18 protein-coding genes are annotated in these 18152 nt (G+C 37.8%); 6 read left to right on the top strand and 12 right to left on the bottom strand.

Annotated elements, in window-relative coordinates; genetic code table 11:
- The first annotated feature begins 25 nt into the window (after positions 1 to 25).
- From ESZ48_RS16840 to ESZ48_RS16815, 6 genes are all read left to right on the top strand, one after another.
- Positions 26 to 1291 carry an APC family permease gene (locus ESZ48_RS16840; protein WP_129018671.1) on the top strand — a complete coding sequence of 422 codons (1266 nt, stop codon included), beginning with the start codon at positions 26 to 28 and terminating at the stop codon, positions 1289 to 1291.
- Positions 1292 to 1341: 50 nt separating this feature from the next.
- Positions 1342 to 2217 (top strand): cation diffusion facilitator family transporter, encoded by an 876-nt coding sequence (locus ESZ48_RS16835; RefSeq protein ID WP_129018670.1) that lies wholly within the window; start codon positions 1342 to 1344, stop codon positions 2215 to 2217.
- 351 nt (positions 2218 to 2568) lie between these two features.
- Positions 2569 to 3570, top strand: coding sequence for a DUF481 domain-containing protein (locus ESZ48_RS16830; protein ID WP_129018669.1), 1002 nt, complete (start codon positions 2569 to 2571; stop codon positions 3568 to 3570).
- Positions 3571 to 3772: 202 nt separating this feature from the next.
- Positions 3773 to 5704: a M1 family metallopeptidase gene (locus tag ESZ48_RS16825; RefSeq protein ID WP_129018668.1), complete on the top strand. Its 1932-nt coding sequence runs from the start codon at positions 3773 to 3775 to the stop codon at positions 5702 to 5704.
- Positions 5705 to 5867: 163 nt separating this feature from the next.
- A complete protein-coding gene (locus ESZ48_RS16820) occupies positions 5868 to 7280 on the top strand; it encodes a Gfo/Idh/MocA family oxidoreductase (RefSeq protein WP_129018667.1) in 1413 nt (470 codons plus the stop codon).
- A gap of 569 nt (positions 7281 to 7849) precedes the next feature.
- Entirely contained in the window at positions 7850 to 9292 is a 1443-nt protein-coding gene (locus ESZ48_RS16815) for a glycosyltransferase (protein ID WP_129018666.1), read from the top strand.
- Between the two features lie 120 nt (positions 9293 to 9412).
- On the opposite strand, the gene ESZ48_RS16810 is transcribed toward ESZ48_RS16815, so the two are convergent.
- From ESZ48_RS16810 to ESZ48_RS16760, 12 genes are all read right to left on the bottom strand, one after another.
- Positions 9413 to 10522: a formylglycine-generating enzyme family protein gene (locus ESZ48_RS16810; RefSeq protein WP_129018665.1), complete on the bottom strand. Its 1110-nt coding sequence runs from the start codon at positions 10520 to 10522 to the stop codon at positions 9413 to 9415.
- Positions 10523 to 10584: 62 nt separating this feature from the next.
- Positions 10585 to 10716 (bottom strand): hypothetical protein, encoded by a 132-nt coding sequence (locus ESZ48_RS19690; protein ID WP_262707997.1) that lies wholly within the window; start codon positions 10714 to 10716, stop codon positions 10585 to 10587.
- A 162-nt stretch (positions 10717 to 10878) separates the two neighbouring features.
- The gene (locus tag ESZ48_RS16805; RefSeq protein WP_190246291.1) at positions 10879 to 11622 is read right to left on the bottom strand and encodes a DUF4369 domain-containing protein; all 744 of its coding nucleotides are present in this window, start codon (positions 11620 to 11622) and stop codon (positions 10879 to 10881) included.
- A gap of 45 nt (positions 11623 to 11667) precedes the next feature.
- On the bottom strand, positions 11668 to 12051 hold the full coding sequence (locus ESZ48_RS16800; protein WP_129018663.1) for a DUF3037 domain-containing protein: 384 nt from the start codon (positions 12049 to 12051) through the stop codon (positions 11668 to 11670).
- Positions 12041 to 12820 carry a HipA family kinase gene (locus tag ESZ48_RS16795; protein ID WP_129018662.1) on the bottom strand — a complete coding sequence of 260 codons (780 nt, stop codon included), beginning with the start codon at positions 12818 to 12820 and terminating at the stop codon, positions 12041 to 12043. Before ESZ48_RS16795 ends, ESZ48_RS16800 begins: the two co-directional genes overlap by 11 nt.
- A 103-nt stretch (positions 12821 to 12923) precedes the next feature.
- Entirely contained in the window at positions 12924 to 13811 is an 888-nt protein-coding gene (locus tag ESZ48_RS16790; protein ID WP_129018661.1) for an arsenite methyltransferase, read from the bottom strand.
- Positions 13812 to 13850: 39 nt separating this feature from the next.
- Positions 13851 to 14183, bottom strand: a complete 333-nt coding sequence (locus ESZ48_RS16785) for an ArsR/SmtB family transcription factor (RefSeq protein WP_129018660.1) — start codon at positions 14181 to 14183, stop codon at positions 13851 to 13853.
- Between the two features lie 299 nt (positions 14184 to 14482).
- Positions 14483 to 15271, bottom strand: a complete 789-nt coding sequence (locus ESZ48_RS16780; RefSeq protein ID WP_129018659.1) for a YoaK family protein — start codon at positions 15269 to 15271, stop codon at positions 14483 to 14485.
- A gap of 55 nt (positions 15272 to 15326) precedes the next feature.
- Complete coding sequence (locus tag ESZ48_RS16775; RefSeq protein ID WP_129018658.1) at positions 15327 to 15893, bottom strand: GNAT family N-acetyltransferase; 567 nt, start codon at positions 15891 to 15893, stop codon at positions 15327 to 15329.
- A gap of 204 nt (positions 15894 to 16097) precedes the next feature.
- Entirely contained in the window at positions 16098 to 16670 is a 573-nt protein-coding gene (locus tag ESZ48_RS16770; protein WP_317127997.1) for a GNAT family N-acetyltransferase, read from the bottom strand.
- 52 nt (positions 16671 to 16722) lie between these two features.
- Entirely contained in the window at positions 16723 to 17088 is a 366-nt protein-coding gene (locus tag ESZ48_RS16765; RefSeq protein WP_129018657.1) for a hypothetical protein, read from the bottom strand.
- 129 nt (positions 17089 to 17217) lie between these two features.
- The gene (locus ESZ48_RS16760) at positions 17218 to 17919 is read right to left on the bottom strand and encodes a hypothetical protein (protein WP_129018656.1); all 702 of its coding nucleotides are present in this window, start codon (positions 17917 to 17919) and stop codon (positions 17218 to 17220) included.
- Between the last annotated feature and the right edge of the window lie 233 nt (positions 17920 to 18152).

Below are 18152 nucleotides of genomic sequence, written 5' to 3'. Positions count from 1 at the left end.
GGTGCCTTCATACTAAACAAAAAGAATGAAAAATCCAAATGACAAAGGACTTGTTAGATCGCTGACGTTAATCGATGCAGTAGGCATTGGTTTGGGCGCTATAATCGGGGCAGGGATTTTTGTGGTCACGGGAATTGCCGCTGGAGTTTCTGGTCCTGCCTTTATAATTGGCCTCTTAATCGCTGGAGTTATTGCCACATGTAATGCTTTGAGTTCTGCGCAATTGGCAGCCATATATCCAGAATCGGGCGGCACTTACGAATATGGCTATATTTTGGTAAATCCGACCGTTGGTTTTTCTGCGGGCTGGATGTTTCTCATCAGCAAACTTGCAGCCGCGGGCGTGGTGGCAATAGGGTTTGGCAGCTATTTTTATCAGCTAGTGCCGATCGCCTCGCCAATGAGCTTCTCTGTTTTGGCCATCATAGGCTTAACTCTTGCCAATTATTTCGGCATAAAAAAGGCAGGAATCTTAAATCTTGTGATTGTTTCAGTCACGTTGGTTTCACTTTTATATTTGGTTTTTAGCGGGCTTCCTCAAGTGAAGGCGGAGAATTTTAAACCTTTCGCGCCATTCGGTATAACAGGAATTGCAGAAGCTGCCGCACTTTTGTTTTTTGCTTTTACAGGTTATGCACGAATTGCCACCCTTGCAGAAGAAGTATCAGAACCCAAGAAAACGATTCCGAAGGCGATTATTATCACCATTATAACCGCAATAGTCCTTTACGTCGCTATTTCCATTGTAGCCATAGGAGTGATAGGTACAGAGCATATGGCAAGCAGTACTTCCCCGTTGCAAGTTGTAGCAGATGCACTATCTGCCCCTGCTATTAGTACTGTAATTACCATTGGTGCTTCCACGGCGATGTTGGGGGTGTTGTTGAGTCAAATCTTAGGAATAAGTAGGATGATGTTGGCCATGGGCAGAAGACATGATTTGCCTCCAGTTTTCCAAAGGGTTCACAGCCGCTACAGAATTCCGCATATCGGGATCTTGCTAACAGGTATCGTAATTTTGTTGCTGACTCTTCTGGGATCCTTTGAATTTATAGTAAGGGCAGCCACTTTTACGATTTTGCTTTATTACAGTATTACCAACATTGCGGCAATTAAACAGCCTAAAAAAGATCGTATGTATGGGAAGTTAATTCCGATAGTTGGTTTGATAGGCTGCTTGGCAATGTCCATTTCATTACCTTTAAATGTTATAATTTCAGGTATTGGATTGTTGGTGGTAGGTTTTATTATAAGATTTGTTATCCATAAAATATATAGCAATCCAAAATAGTCGTTTTTCTTATCCGTCTATAGTGCATGATGTGTAACCTTAATAAATAAATGAACAACGAAAAAACCGCCATACGAACTGTTTACTTCAGTATTATTGGGAACACGTGTTTGGCCATCATAAAAGGCTTGGCCGGGTTTTTCGGGAACTCTTATGCGCTCATTGCAGATGCGATAGAATCTACAACAGATATTTTTGCTTCTTTTTTAGTGTTATTAGGTTTTAAATATGCCAAGCGGCCAGCAGATGAAAACCATCCTTATGGTCATGGAAAAATAGAACCGTTGATTACGTTCGCAGTGGTTGCTTTTCTGGTTATTTCAGCGACTATAATTGCTACTACAAGTATTCAAAATATCCAAACGCCTCAAGAAACGCCAAAAGGATGGACTTTAATTGTATTGGCATTGATCATTATTTGGAAAGAAATCTCCTTTCAAATTGTCATCAGGAAAAGTAAGCAAACCAATAGTTCTTCTCTTAAAGCTGAAGCTTGGCACCATCGGAGTGATGCCATAACTTCTATCATGGCGTTTATTGGAATTACAATCGCCATCATATTTGGAGAAGGTTATGAGAATGCCGATGACTGGGCGGCCTTATTTGCATCGGTTTTTATTTTATACAATAGCTATTTGATTTTCAGACCCGCATTGGGTGAAATTATGGACGAGCAACTTTACGATGATCTTATCTTGGAAATCAGAGCGCGTTCTATTGAAGTGCCTGGAGTTTTGGGAACTGAGAAATGTATGGTGCGAAAATCAGGTATGAAATTTCACGTGGATTTACATGCCATTGTGGATGGGGAAATCCCCGTTAAAGTAGGACATGAAATATCGCATCAACTCAAAGATTATTTACATGAAAAGCTGCCGAATTTAGGGGAAATACTCATTCATATTGAACCAAATCATTATGGTTGAAAGTCATTAATCATGTTCTAAGGTTCATAATTGAAAAAGGATCAAACTGTCAGCAGAAATCATTTTATTGATCTTCTAAAAATTTTGAAACGAATTTCAAAGATTCTTTCTTGAAAATTGTGAGAAAATATTTCGCTATCTATTTCACGAATGCAAAAGACTTTTAGTTTGTTTTAAAAATCTACGCCAGAATGACTGTCGGGCTGGAATTGCACTTTAGGTCTTAATAGTTTAGTTGTAAAAACCATAGTAGCACTATCGTCCATCGTCTATATGTTTTCAAAAACAGAGATGATTGTCTTATTTTCTTCAGATAGGATTATATTTGCCATTTGAAACATATCACCTAAAATGAACTTTAAATTTCTACTTCTCTTCGCTGGCTTTCTTATCTCACTAGGTGTGGTATCTCAAAACGATACTTTAGTGCTGACTAATGGCGATCGGATTGTGGGAGAGATCAAAAAAATGGATCGCGGCGTTTTGATTGTAAAAACACCCTACAGTAGCAGCGATTTCAAAGTGAAATGGAAAAATGTCAAATCGATAACAAGCGCCGAAAGTTTTCTGGTCACCTCAACGGAGGGCAATCGGTATAAAGTTGAAGGTCTAAACACTGAAAATGATACCCTTGCTTTAAATGGTGATGCCATTGGCATCAATAATGTTGTTTTCATCAAACCAGTTAAAGATGATTTCGTTTCGCGTTTAAATGCGACCATGGCATTTGGATTTAATTTATCAAAAGCCAGCAACCTAAGCCAACTTACTTTGGATGCCACTTTAGGCTACACTTCCGACTTCTACAGTATTGGCACCACATTTAACGCAGTGAGAAGTAATCAGGATAACGTTGAGGAAATCCAACGCACCTACGGTGAACTGTCCTTTAACTATTTTTTAAATCGTGACAAGTTTTTGATTTTCCAATCGGAGTATCTGTCCAATAGCGAGCAGAAGTTAAAGATGCGTTTGACCAATAAATTGGGTTTTGGTAAGTACTTTATCCATAGTAATCAAATGTTCCTTGCGGGCGCTTTGGGTGTTGCCTATAATATTGAAGACTATACGGATACCCTAGATGATAACAGAAATAGTGGAGAGGCTTTCGCGGCGTTGGAAGTTAATCTATTTGATTTTAACGATTTGAGCTTGATTTCGGGTGTGACGGTATATCCGAGTTTAACAGAGAAAAAACGGATAAGAACCGATTTTAAAATAGATCTAAAATATGATTTGCCACTGGATTTATTTGTGAAGTTGGGCTTTAATTATAATTATGATAACAAGCCCGTAGAAGGTGCGTCTTACGATGATTATGTTTTTCGAACCACTATCGGTTGGGAACTATAACAAATAGGAAGAGGACTAATTTGTGTTGCTTGATTAATCAGTTGATTGTGTTTTCAAGATTGCAAAACTTTGATAGGTTTCTCAATGTGTGTGATATTGGTGTAAATCATAGTAATATCTTCTCTTAAAAAATCTAACGGTATGAATACATCCTCTCAAATTAGTATCTTCGCAATCTTATTTTAATTAAAAATCTTCAATTATGACGTACTTTAAAAGCAGCATCTTAGGGCTGTTTGCTTTCCTTCTTCCGCTTTCAATCCTTGCGCAAGAAGCAAATTATGGCAATCAACATTTATTCGACGATTTTACTTACCGTCAAGGGAATGTCTACAGAACGGCTTCAGGAAAACCCGGTCCAGAATATTGGCAAAATGCCGCCAATTATAATTTGGAAGTGGCCTTGGACGAAAAAAACCACATGGTTTCTGGAAATGTCACCATCCATTACACCAATAACAGTCCCGAAACTTTAGATTTTATTTGGATTTATTTGGAGCAGAATCGTTTTACCGAAAATTCTCGCGGAACATTGACCACCTCAGTTCTTGGAAGTCGTTACAGTGGTGATGTTGAAGGCGGATTTGAGTTGTCTAATATTTCGGCAAAAACAGAAACCGGTACCTCTTCAAAGCATATTATTACCGATACCAGAATGCAGCTTTTTTTGGATAAGCCGTTAGCTGCCAAAGGTGGAAATGCGACCATCACCATGAATTTTAAATTCAAGGTTCCTGTTGAAGGCATGGACCGTATGGGCCGACTGGAAACTGAAGTTGGGACCGTTTACGCCATTGCGCAATGGTATCCTCGTGTGGCCGTATTTGATGATGTGGTAGGTTGGAATACAGAACCTTATTTGGGTGCTGGTGAATTTTATTGTGAATATGGAACTTTCGACGTAAAAATAACAGCGGCAGCAGATCAAACCGTGGTCTGTTCTGGAATTTTACAAAATCCGAAAGAAGTGCTTACCAAAACCCAACAAGAGCGTTTTGCAGAAGCCGCAAAAAGCGATAAAACCGTTTACATTATCAAACCAGATGAAGTAGGAAAGCCAACATCACAAGCTAAAGCGAATGGCACATTGACCTGGCATTTTAAAATGGAAAACACACGCGACGTGGCGTGGGCTTCGTCAAAATCATTTATTTGGGATGCCGCTCGTATGAATCTTGGTGAAGGCAAAACCGGAATGGCACAATCTGTATATCCTAAGGAAAGTGATGGCACTCATGCTTGGACCCGTTCAACCGAATACACTAAAGCATCTGTAGAGTTTTACTCAAACACCTATTATCCTTATCCTTATCATAATGCCATAAATGTTGCTGCAAGTGTGGGCGGCATGGAATATCCAGGCGTGAGTTTCTGCCATTATCAAAGCATTGGTGAAGATTTATGGGGCGTTACGGACCACGAATTTGGCCACAATTGGTTTCCGATGATTGTTGGTAGCAACGAACGTCGTTACCCATGGATGGACGAAGGTTTTAATACCTTTATCAACCATTACAGTACAATAGCTTTCAACAATAATGAATACCCGTCTTCTACAGATCAACCTCGGAGCTTGGTGAGATACCTCACTTTTGAAAACCGCGAAGGTATTGATACGTCTCCTGAAGTGGCCAATGCACGGAATTTGGGCTACACAGCTTATTTCAAACCAGCAGCAGGTCTTTTTATGCTTCGTGAATACATATTGGGTCCTGAGCGTTTTGATACGGCCTTTAAAAGCTATATCCGCAACTGGGCATACAAACACCCACAACCAAACGATTTTTTCAACCATATGGAAAATGTCGCTGGAGAGGATCTGTCCTATTTTTGGAAAGGTTGGTTTTTCGGCAATGGCAATATCGATATGGGCATTGCTTCTGTAGAACCTTATCAAGGTAATTATCTTATTACTGTTGAAAACAATGGGCAAATTCCAATGCCGGTAGAACTTCAGGTAATCTATACGGATGATACCACAGAAAATGTCAGACTTCCTGTCGAAATTTGGCAGCGAGGTAATAGCTGGACTCATCTTTTGAAAACAACAAAAGAAGTACAGCGTGTTGTCATGGATCCGAACAAGATGTTGGCAGATGTCAACATGCTAAATGATACATGGAATAAATTATAATCTCATCAGGAAAGCCTCTAAATCGAAATAGTTTAGAGGCTTTTTCTTTTTTAAGCCTGCCAACTTTGGAAGACTTAATAAAAGGGAATATCTTTCAGAATTCAATCCATTTCCAATGGGATAGGGCGTGTAAAGTCATAATGGAAAACTAATATCACATACAATGAGCAATAAAAATAACAGAAGGAATTTTTTAAAATTAAGTGGACTTGCAGGACTTGGGATTGCCACTGGAGGTTTGGTCAGTTGTGGTACGACGTCAGGAATTGTTTCACCACCTAATTTTGGCACCTCCCGATTTAATATGTCTGGATATGCCGCACCTAAAATAGAGACGGTTAAAATTGGTTTTATTGGCTTGGGCATGCGAGGACCATCTGCAGTACAACGCATAAGTTATATTGAGGGTGTCGAAATAAAGGCATTATGTGATTTGAGACCTAAGCAAGCCGAAAGTGCCAAGAAATTACTGGATGGCACAGCACACAACCCAAAAGTTTATAGCGGAAGTGAAGATGCGTGGAAGGACATGATTGATACGGAAGATTTAGATCTAATTTATATCGCAACGCCATGGGATTTACATGTGCCAATGGCTGTTTATGGAATGAACGCGGGAAGGCATGTGGCGGTTGAGGTGCCTGCGGCCAAAACGACTGATGAATGTTGGGAATTGGTGGAAACTTCTGAAAAGACCAAAATGCATTGCATGATGCTCGAAAATTGTTGTTATGACTTTTTTGAATTGCTCACACTCAATATGGCAAGACAAGGCTATTTTGGCGATATCATCCACGGTGAAGGTGCGTATATTCACGATCTGGTCGATTTGAATTTTAATAAAAACGCTTTTCAGGACATGTGGCGCCTCAAGGAAAATATAGGACGCGATGGAAATCTCTATGCGACTCATGGGTTAGGACCAATTTGTCAGATTATGAATGTCAATAGAGGCGATCAGATGGATTACTTGACTTCACTTTCAAGTGCCGATTTTTCAATGAATCCGATGGCTAAAAGTTTGGCAGCCAAAGATGATTTCTTTAAGCCTTATGTGAATGCCGATTTTAGAGGAAATATGAACACCACCATGATCAAAACTAAAAATGGCCGCAGCATTATGATTCAGCATGATGTCAGTTCTCCTAGACCCTATTCTCGAATCCACTTGGTAAGTGGCACCGAAGCTATTGCCCGAAAATGGCCAGAAGCCAAAATAGGTAAAGGTCATTCTTGGTTGAATGATGAAGAATTTAAAGCTGTGGAAGAAAAGTACACTCCGGAAATTGTTCAAAAAGTGGGCGATTTGGCAAAACAGGTTGGCGGTCATGGCGGTATGGATTTTATGATGGATTGGCGATTGATCGATTGTTTGCGTAACGGACTTCCTTTAGATCAGGATGTTTATGATGCCGCTTTATGGAGTGCCATTTCACCATTGAGTGAGCAGTCCGTAGCCAACAGATCGACATCCATTGATGTGCCTGATTTCACTCGTGGGAATTGGAAATCCAATAAACCTGTAGATGTGAGTTTAGCGGGTGGCGGTACGACCAATGTACTTTATGGTAAATAAAATTAAGTAATTTATGCCATTGTTGGTGGTTAGGCCATTGTCGGTGTTTTCCACCAAGAATTTTTTATGCAATTGTTGGTGTTTTTCACCAACAATCTTTAATTAGTTCCTAAAATCCACTGTTTTATTGGTGTTGTATTTTAGTGCCTATATATAAATGACCTTCCTGATTCAGTTGAAATCGGGGAGGTTTTTTGATTTAAAGGTGATGAATATGCCATTGTTGGGATTTTATGCCATCGTTGGTGTTTTCCACCAACAATCTCTAACTAGGTTTTAATATCCAGTATTTAATTGAAATTGGGAAGGTGTGGTGATATAAAGTAACTAAACAGCCTTCTCTAATCTCTTCTTTCATCACCTTCTTTGCACTACTAATATTAATTCACATCATACAACTGTGTAAAACTTGTGTAAAATCCCCTAATACGTGTAAATGTTACACACTTTTGATTCCCTTAAATACCATATATGCCCTAAATACAGGGGATTTTGAGATGGCACAGGTGTTGCTTATACTATGATGAAAGCGAATCATTAAAACAAATAACAATTCGGGATTATCATCTATGGACACAAAAATTAAAAATTTAAATCAAAAGCAAATTTCAAAAGGAGATAAGGTATCTAACGGAACTTTGAAAAAAGGTTCCTTTTTTAATGGTTTATCTTCAACAAAATCGATTAATCCTTGGGGCGTAGTCGTTCTGGTCAGTACTTTTATACTGATGATTGGTTCTGTATTTTTGGTATTTGATTTACAAAATGATTTTGCACAATTTAGAGCAGAGCGTATGAGTTCTACTTTTGGACTCATCTTTTTAACCGTAGCCACTGGATTATTTGTTTTTAAGGCGGGTTTTTTCATCTATAATCTTTTTCTGTACTATAAATATAAAGCAATTAAGTCTGTAACTAATGAAGAGTTGCCTACGTGTACAGTAATTGTTCCTGCATATAATGAAGGGAAGCAAGTTTGGGATACCTTGATGAGTTTAGCAGACAGTGAATACCCAGAAGGCAAATTGGAAATATTGGCGATTGATGATGGTAGTAAGGACGATACTTGGTATTGGATGCAACAAGCAAAAAAGAAGTTGGGGGATCGTTTATCGATTTATCAGCAACCAAAAAATAAAGGAAAACGTCATGCACTATACCGTGGATTTAACTTAGGTAAAGGCGAAGTATTTGTGACTGTAGATAGTGATTCTGTAGTTAAATCCGATACGCTTAGAAACCTTGTTAGTCCGTTTGTGGTCAATGAGAACTGTGGTGCTGTAGCTGGTAATATTCGAGTGCTTAATAACGAAAGAGCCTTATTGCCTAAAATGCTTAACGTGAGTTTTGTTTTGAGTTTTGAATTTGTACGTTCTGCAGAAAGTACTTTGAATTCAGTGCTTTGTACTCCAGGAGCTTTGGCAGCATACCGTAGATCGGCAGTTTTTGCTTGTCTTGAAGATTGGATCAACCAAACTTTTATGGGACAACCTTCAGATATTGGAGAAGATCGTGCCATGACCAATATGATTTTAAAACAAGGTAAGCATGTGCTTTTCCAAAGAAATGCATACTGTTATACCAATGTGCCTGAACAATACAAAGGTCTGTACAAAATGTTTATCAGATGGGGGAGAAGTAATGTACGTGAGAATATTCAGATGTCTAAATACGTATTCACGAATTTTAGAGAAGGTTCAAAATTGGGGACGCGATTGTTATTTATCAGTCAATCTTCAAAAATAATTATGAGCTATCCGTTTTTAGTGTTTATGTTGTTTTTCATTTTGATGCACCCAATATTATTTATAACGTCAACTTTTGCAAGTATCTTGATTCTTTCAAGTTTCCCAGTATTGTTTTATGCAAAACGTTATAGTTTTACAGAGTCATTTTGGGCGTATTCTTACAGTGTGCTTTACACCTTCGGCTTGTTTTGGATTACTCCTTACGCTATTGCAACAGCAAGTAGAAGAGGATGGTTGACCCGTGAATTGTCAGAAAAGAAATAAAGGAACTTCTTCGGAAGAATCAAAAATATATTAAGGGATTGCGGCTTACGAATGTAAGTCGCGATCCTTTTTCATTTTAGGACATATGAGATTTAGGATGTGCGATTGGTGATTTACGATTTACTCCTTCAACATCGCCACCGTCGCGACCGTTCTAAATCCAGAATGGTCAGAGCCAGAATCCCAACTGGTACCCATCCGCGCAGAGATCCTGAAACTTGCACAATACGAGGCATGGCATAAAAAAGAGCCGCCTTTAATCACGTGCTCTTTTGCATAAGGATTACCAGGAGTATACGTGTGGTCTGCACCTTTTGGATTGATCAAGGGTTTTGAAGTGTCCAATTGTCTATAAGCATCGACATTAAACCAATCGTTAGTTAATTCCCAAACGTTTCCGAGCATATCATAAAGTCCAATACTATTGGGAGGATAAGATTTAACTGGTGCGATTAACGCAAACCCATCCGTACTTTCATTTTTCACAGGAAACGTTCCTTGCCATGTGTTTGCCGATGCATTCAATTGTGAAGGGTCATTGCCCCAAGTGTATATTTCCTTTGTCTCTGTACCTTGTGCTGCAGATTCCCATTCGGCCTCAGTTGGTAGGCGTCGGTTGGCCCATTTGCAATACGCAATAGCGTCTTCATAGGCCATATGGACTACAGGATAATCATCTTTGCCCGCAATAGTACTATTTGGGCCTTCAGGATGTTTCCAATTGGCGCCAGTTTCCCAGACCCACCATTGCGCATAGTTGTTCATATTGGCCACAGCATTTAAGTTCTTGTTAAAGATCAAACTTCCAGGTTGCAGAGCGCTGTCGGCTGGCTTAGGTGTCCCTTCTGGGACATCTTTTTTCATGACTTCCCAATCAATTGGGCGTTCTGCTACTGTGATATAATTGGTGGCATCCACAAATGCTTTGTATTGTTTATTCGTCACTTCTGTGACATCAATAAAAAAACCATCTACCGTAACTTCATGTGCAGGCTTTTCTCTAGGCATGGCAAACTGATCGGCTTGCTTGGCACCTTGTACAAAGGTTTTTCCTTCTACCCAAACCATGCCGTAGGGTGTCGGAACATCTTTGGGCTGTTCTTTTAATAAGATATGTTTTGGAGTTTCAACATTAGCTGCTTTTTTTTCGGCTGAAGGATTCTTGCAGCTCATCAAAGTAAAGAGAGAAATGACGAAAAGTAGAACGAGTTTATAAGTGTGATTTGACATGGAAAAAGAATTTAAAATTTGAAAAGTATAATTTACTCAAATAAATGTGTTTGACTATGGACTTACTGCATAAGCTCATCAATTGCCTTTTCAATCTTGTTTTGTCCTTCAAAATACCCATCGGTGTATAAGACTACAATGCCGTTTTTGTCAATTAAAAAATTCATTGGTGATCCTGTAACTTCATATTTCATGAGGTTTTCGCCTTTCAATCCTTTTAAATCTGAAATATCCAACCAATTGGCATGCTCTTTCTCAACCAGTTTTTCCCAATCTTTTTTTCTTCGTCAATAAAATAACTGATGATGATAAAATCTTCAGGATTGTATTTTTCAATTAAAGTTGGAAACTCTTTTTCATTTTGTTGACTGGAATAAGGACATTCTGGGCTCCAGAAAATTTAAGAGAATGATTTTACCATAATAATTAGATAATTTATGTTCAACGCCTTTAAAGTCATTTCCTGTAATATCTCTAAACTGATCGCCAATTTTAAGGCTGATGGTTTTTGAATAAGCCAATAGTTCTTGCCCTTTTGGTGAATTTGAATTCATGGCGTCTAATTTTTTGTAAAACAAAAATAAGCTGTCTTTTGAAATTTGTTTTTTCTTGTACAACAATTCATTTAATGCCATTTGATTATTTGCATTTGAATACAGAAATTCAAGTTGCTTGGAAGCTATTGTGGTGCTATCGTTATTTTGAGATAGAGAATGATATTCATCCAGTAATCTCGTTTGATCTGAACCTTTTACTTGGGCATTAAAAAAATCTGAATATTCTCCGACAATTGAAATGGCTTTGTTTTCTACAAATAAGTATTTATAGTGTTCTATTGGTTTATTTTCACCATCATAAAAAAATAAGTAAGAAAGTGAGGGTAAATCCACTTTTCCAGAAAGCTTAAAACGTTCATTTATGACATAAGTAGAATCTATATTTTTGTCAATCTCTCTATTGTAAAGAACTACTTTAGTACTGTCAGGAAAATTTTTTGCAATGACGTTTAGTTCAAAACGATCGTTATTGGTCTTTTTATTTTCTTTTTCACAAGAAGCAAATAATAAAATGAGAGCTAATAATGTAATTGTGTTTTTCATAGCACACGTTTTTAAAATTCTGAAGACCGTTGATATAAATGCCATTTATAAAACAAACGCCTTAAACAAGCCTTCCAATTCCTCTTGTGGATCTGTACACAATCCTGAATGTGTTTTGGAACTTTGAATGATGGTGCTTCTTGAAGCCGCCAACCATCTGAATCTATCTGATACTTCAAAGTCGCCAATGCAGCCTCCTTTCGGGTTTCCTTTGCAAACCTCTTCCCAAGCTTTTAAGTGATCGTTCAACATGGTGAGATCCAAATCCTCCGAAAATGCTTCCAATTTCTTTTTGTCGATTTTATATTTGATCCCCAAAAAGTGTTTTCGTTTAGAAAAAAGAAGCACGCCAACGTTAAAGAATTCTCCCCGCTCTACTTTGGGAACAATCCTGATAATGGCATATTCGTAAGTCACTTTATCTTGCATCTTGAGCTTCTTTTGCTAATACATCAATCATTGAAAGTTTGGTAGTAAGATAAAGGATATAAGCAGCTCGCATCTCATCTGGAGAGAGCGTATCACCTTCATTAATCAACCAATCTTCGGGAATGTTTGCTATAATGTCCACGATTTTTTCAGGAAGAAGAGACAATTCTATACTCTTTGCTGCTGCAGGTAATTGTGTGGCCTGAGCCAATAATACGTGATCTTTGATCAGTGGAAAGGAACGGGTGAGATGGTTCTCCCAGGTGGACCAATTGTGATGGAAATAAAAACTGGCACCGTTGTCAATGATCCAAAGTTCTTTGTTCCAAATTAGCAGATTTGGGTTTTTTGGCGTCCGGTCAATATTACTGATGATACTGTCCAATAATACTAATTTTGAAGCAAGAAGACCATCTATTTGATTCACCAAAGGGTCAAAAGTAATGGCTCCAGATAAAAAGTGCAGACCAAGATTGAGGCCAACGCTAAACTTTAATAAATCCTGGATTTCTTCATCAGGTTCAGTTTTGCTGAAAGAATCGTCGAGGTTCATAAAAACTACTTCTGGGACTTTTAAGCCAATGGCTCGGGCAAATTCACCACCAATAAATTCAGCAATAAGTGCTTTTTTGCCCTGTCCGGCACCTCTGAATTTAAGCACATACATAAATCCATCGTTAGCTTTTACAATTGCAGGAAGTGAGCCGCCTTCGCGTAATGGAGTAACATATTGTACCACATCAACGGTGCGAATATCGAGTGTATTCATAGAAACGAAGGTAGTAAAAAAGAAAATTGCTCAGGCATCAAAAAAATACATTATTAAGATCAGACATGATTTTTAGTCACCCGAGCAATTTGATTGTTTTTAATTAGCAACAGCCCGTATCCGGCGAGCAAGATAGACCTTCTGAAATCTCAGAGAGGATCAATTTCGGCTTTTCCGTAGTTTTGCCTTCTTTTTCAGCGTAAACAGTAATACTGAAAATCCCTGTGGCGTCCTTATTAAAGTTGTTTATTTCATCCGGTGAAAGATATTTCGAAAGGATATCATCAGGAATCGTAATCGGTTTTTCTTTTTGGATGGTGACGTTTTGAAAACCTCTGTCTGTGATCAATTGCAGGTAGTCCGATTTTTGAATGGCGCCTGCAACACAGCCCGCATACATTTCAGCATCTTCTTTTAATGCATCAGGGAGATTGCCTACCAAGACAATATCTGAGATACTAAAGTGACCTCCTGGTTTTAAGACCCTGTGGATTTCTCCAATCACTTTTTGCTTATCTGGCACAAGGTTGAGCACACAATTACTGACAATCACATCGGCAACAGTATCGCCTACGGGCATGGCGTCAATATCGCCTTCTCTAAATTCCACGTTATTGTAACCTAATTTTTCGGCATTGGCACGTGCTTTTTCTATCATGATTGGGGTGAAGTCGATACCTATGACCTTACCTTCTGCGCCAGTTTCATGTCGGGCAACAAAACAATCGTTTCCAGCTCCCGATCCTAAATCGATCACCGTATCACCTTTCTTGATTTTTGCAAACTGTGTTGGAAGGCCACATCCTAAACCTAAATCGGCAGCTTCGTTGTAGCCCTCAGTTTCAGAATAGTCGTCCATCATAATATTGTAAATCTTGTTGGAAGGCGTAGTAGCGCCACAACATGAGGCGGCATTTTCCGCTTTTCCTTGCTCGGCAATTCGCGTGTAACGTTCTTTGACGAGGTCTTTTAATTCTTGTTCCTTTTTCATGGTGATGAATTTTTTATAATGATTATATAATCAGTGATTTTAGCAGCATTCTTCCTTTATAGAAATGTCTTGATCTAAAAATTCGGACATAATGCGTTTCATTTTAATCCAATTTTTTGGGTCTATGCAGTAGCAAACCCGAGTGCCTTCAATACTTCCCTGAATTAAACCCAGATTTTTCAACTCTTTCAGATGTTGTGAAATGGTGGGTTGTGCAAGACCAATCTCATTGACCAAATCGCCGCAAACACAGGTTTCAATTTTGAAGAGGTGTTGTAAGATCGCGACCCTGGCAGGATGACCAAAGGCTTTGGCGAAACGTGCAATTTCGTTTTGCTGGTCGGTAAATATTTCTGTTTTGGATAGTCCCATAATTTGTTAGAATACTTCATTGCAATATTACGATGAATGCGATTCTTATCAAACATATTTTTTATTTATTTTTCTTAAGTTGTGCAGAAATATCTGCTGATAACACATCAGTATCAATTATTACGTGCAAAGTCTAAAAGCAGTTGCTTTTTAAAACCTTGCGTTTCTTGCGATTTTTCTTTGTGTTTTTGTGGTTAAGTTTTGGTTTTAGACTTCTACTCTTAATAGAGAATTAGGTACTGATCAGTTACTGCTACTAAAGAAATAAAAATACTTATTGAATTTAATAAGATCAAAAATTAGGGTTTCTTACGGTAGAAATTGAGTCTTGCGCGCTTACGGATGATGTTGGAGTATTTTCGCATCCGCCTTTGTCGTCGTTTTACTTTAATGAATTTCAATCTCATATCGTCATAATAGAGACTTAATAATAAGATGGCTACTCCTAGAAGAAGTGTGTTTAATTTCAGTTCAAGTGTTGAGTAAAAAAATCCTGCGGATAATCCACCAAGGAAGAAGAAGGCAATGATGTACAATCGGAGTTTTATGGTCGATTTTATTTCTTTTCTGTTGGGGTGGGTTTTTGGAAAAAATAAATGTGAAAGCTCAATGCCTAAATCCGTGAACAATCCTGTAAGATGCGTTGTTCTCACAACGGCATTTGAAAGTTTGGTGACGAACGAGTTCTGTAAGCCCATAGCAAATAACAACAAGCACACCATAAGTTCAGGATTGAATTGTGAGGTATTGCTCATGATGGCCACTCCAGATAAAATCACACATTCAATGAGTGTTGGTATCACGAAAACATTTAATTTTTTGTTTTCTTTAAAAGTTTCTATGAGAATGTTTGATGAAAATGAGCCAAAGAGGAATGAGAAAATATAAAGAAAATAAATGGTTCCCTTCCAAACTTTGAAATCTGCAACATCCCTTATAAATAGTGCAAAATGACCTGTGACGTTTGTGGTCAATTCGTTGAATGCCAAAATGCCTGAAACGTTTACAATTCCGGCAACAAAAGATAGGACGATAGCAATCCGAAGATTGTGCTGTACTGTTCTCTTTTTTCCTTGATGTTTAAACATTCAGATTGCTATGATTTGGTTGCGTTATAACTTACGATTTTATATCGAAACAAGATTATTTCAATACTGAATTTTTCATATCGAATACCAATCCAATATAAGTATTGTTATTAAATTCGAATTCATCTATTTTTTTCCAGCCCAATTTCTTGGTGTGTGCCTTTTCAGAAATGACATTGATTTTATTTATGAAGGTAATTGAAATGGGATATTTCTTTAAAAATTCAATTCTCATTTCTTCAAAAAGTTGGTTCAATAGTCCTTTTCCTCTATATTTTTCATCAATACACACCGGGCCATATTGAAAACTATTTTCGGTTGTAATGGGCGTTCCATGAAACGATAATTTCGGAAAGCGAGAGACCATATAATTGAAAATTTCCCATTGCTCAAAATACGTCCAACTTCCCGCAAAGGCATAGGCGACAATCTCATCGTTTTCATTCTCGGCGATAAAAATGCCGTTTTGTAGAATGATGTCTTCAATTTGGGGAATTGTAAAGGGCGTGGTCACAAATCCCTTTTGCCGTTCAAGATCATTTAAATTTTTATATAAATATTTTTCCTGAAGTAAGAGAATGCCGGGAATGTCATTCTTATGTCCGATTCGTGTTTTTATCATTGGGAGGAAACTTTATAAATACCAACATTTTGGATGCGGTTATCCAAACCATTAGAGTGACAAATTTAGCAAATAAATGTGGATGGTTAATCGCAGGGATTAACTATTTGGACGAGGCCATTATCTTAACAAATATCTGTATTAGGTTGACATTACGATATAATTGAAAAGTAAACAACAGCTCTGGCATTTACCATTTGACAGTTATGGTTCTGGCTTTATTTGAAGGTGTTGCATGCGCTTTCCTACCAATATTTTTTGCCCAGCTGGCTTAAAGCCCAGTTTTAAATATAATTTTTTGGCTTTTGGGTTTTCTTCATCTACCAATAGCCCAATAGTCTGTCCGTTTTGGGTAACATAATAATTGATTAAGAATTGCAAAAGTGTGGCGCCAATGCCTTTGCCTTGTTGGTTAGGATTAACGCCTAACGAATCTATATAATATTCCCCGGTTTGCGTTTCATCTTCTGGATTGAAATCCGTTTTGAATTTTGCTTTTATATATTGACTAATGGGAATTCTCAACGCCTTTAAGTGTGATCCGTCGTAGATGTTGACGGCCGCAATAATCTGATGTTCATCTTCCGCTACAAAGCAGTTTTGATATGAATATTGATTCTGTTCTTGTTGTATAAAATGGATCAAAAAAGCTTTCGCTTTGTTTGCATCTTTTTGACCGATAAACTCACACACAATATCTTCCATGGCCAACAATAGGTATGTGGCGATGGCTTCTGAATCTTCTCTATTCGCTTTTCTTATCTTTATTTGGGTCATATTTTTTTGCTGAGGTTTTAATGGGGTAGGAGATCGATTTTTACGATATTTTCTATCTCATATAATAGATATAAACGGCAAATTTTATAATTTGAACCATATCGCCTTCGTTGATTTTAGTGTAGGTTTCTAAATAATCCGAGGTCATTTTTTCGATGTTAAAATCGGATACATCGGTATATTTGGAATCTGACTTATGATAATATTTCGATTGTGATTGAAGTGAAATTTCTCTGCGCAGATCATCTTTTAAAATTCTGATATAGTCAACACGCTCTTGGTCATAAGCGGTTAAATTGTGATACTTTAATCGGCGTTTTATCTTCTTTTCAACGTCTTTAGAATCTCTAGAGTCACGTTCGTAAGCTAAATCGCTAAAACAGATATAATCATAGGTCTGAACTGATTTTTGTGCCATCACAACTTTTTTTAGTGATCGGATTTTAAGATTTTATCCGCTATTGAAAATAAGACATCCGTTTTCGAGGGTATCAAAAACGGATGTCTTTCTGGGTAAACATTTTCAGATAACTGGATCTATCGATACTTATGACGGATCCACACTAATTTCCTCAGAAGTTCCTTTGTTTTTAAGCGCTCTCTTTTCACAGGTTTTACAAAGTTCTGAAATACCTTTCTGTTCCCATGATTCCTTTACGGTGCCGTTGGATATGCCTTCTCGGCCTTTAATGTGTTGACAGTCTTCAAAAATATGATATTTATTTCCGGCAGTCGTCCAATAGACATTATCGTTATCAAAATTTAAATCTTTTAATGTGGTGGTTTGTTCGTTGATTTCCTTAGTGTATTGTTCTACCGAAGGCGGATTGAAATCAACTCCAGAAATACCCGCAATGAGCATCGCAACTACGGCGATACCACCCGCAATTCCTTTAGTTTTTCCGTCGACATCTTTGTTCATGAAAATGAGAATCACCAATGGCAAGAATGCCAATACGCCCATAATGGCGCCCAACTGATTTTGAACAAAGAATCGGGTCTTGTCCTTTTCAGATGCAGGATCTAACCGATTTGCCTTTTTCCATAGCATGGATCCCGTAATGGATAAGGCTAAAATTACTACAATAACAACAATTAGCCAGACAAGGGTTTCGTTGTGGATTAATTTAAAAATGGCAAAGATCTGTCCCGCAATGGCAATGATCCAGGCCAACATTGCAAAAAGTCGCAATTGTTTTGCTTTTCCTTTGCTTTCAGGACTTGCTTCAAATACTTTTTGATCTGACATAGTTATGGTTTTAATAGTTAGGTTTTTTTGGATGCCCTGTACATGTTTAGATGCTATAAATAGCGTCTGGTCAGCACGTTTCACTAGGTATCTCAATAGGCAAATATAGGATAAGTTTAACTCTTTTGAAATACCGTCCTTTCATTTATTGGAAAAGTACTTTGAGTTTTTAAATCCTGACTGTCGTTATTATGAGTTACTGTTTTTGATGAGATGGTTTAATGGTGGATTTT

The organism is Gelidibacter gilvus, from assembly GCF_004115975.1.
GTDB lineage: Bacteria > Bacteroidota > Bacteroidia > Flavobacteriales > Flavobacteriaceae > Gelidibacter > Gelidibacter gilvus.
This window is presented reverse-complemented; position numbering and strand designations above follow the sequence as displayed.